General features: G+C 63.9%; 2 protein-coding genes. One reads left to right on the top strand and one right to left on the bottom strand.

Going from position 1 to position 515, the window contains the following annotated elements; genetic code table 11:
- Nucleotides 1-142 (bottom strand): helix-turn-helix domain-containing protein (locus tag GYB81_RS23725; RefSeq protein WP_161897992.1); only part of this gene is annotated, 142 nt, incomplete at its 3' end.
- A gap of 95 nt (nucleotides 143-237) precedes the next feature.
- On the opposite strand from GYB81_RS23725, the gene GYB81_RS23720 reads away from it, so the two are divergent.
- Nucleotides 238-515 (top strand): putative quinol monooxygenase (locus tag GYB81_RS23720; RefSeq protein ID WP_161897991.1); only part of this gene is annotated, 278 nt, incomplete at its 3' end.

The raw sequence follows: 515 nt of genomic DNA, 5'->3' as shown, positions 1-515 counted from the left end.
GGCGTACCTCCAGCTCGCTTTCCAGGCGCTTCAGCGCCGCGCTGGCCACCGCCGGGGAAATCTCCAACTGGCGCGCGGCGGCGGACAACGAGCCGCTGTCGCTGGTGTGGACGAACACCTGGAGGTCGTCGTAACGCAGCATTTTCAAGATTCCTTTGAACGAGTCTTCCCTGATAGCCTGTTTTTCAGCGATTTGAAATAGCCCATCCTGACTCCGCCCCATCGAAGGAACCCACCATGAGCACACCCCTCACCCTGATCGCCACCATCACCGCCACCCCCGGCCACGCCGAGGCCCTGGAACGCGAATTGCGCGCCCTGGTCGCCCCGTCGCGCGCCGAGGCTGGTTGCCTGCAGTACGACCTGCACCAGGACCGCCACGACTCCCACCTGTTCTACATGATCGAGCAGTGGCGCGACGACGCCGCCCTGGAGCGGCACCAGAACACCGAACACTTCCTGCGCTTCAGCCGCGGCAACGAAGCCCTGCTGCAGAACGTGAAGATCGACCAACT

Origin of the sequence: Pseudomonas yangonensis, assembly GCF_009932725.1 — a bacterium.
GTDB lineage: Bacteria > Pseudomonadota > Gammaproteobacteria > Pseudomonadales > Pseudomonadaceae > Aquipseudomonas > Aquipseudomonas yangonensis.
The sequence above is the reverse complement of the archived record's forward strand: the minus strand, read 5'-3'. Positions and strand labels throughout refer to the sequence as shown.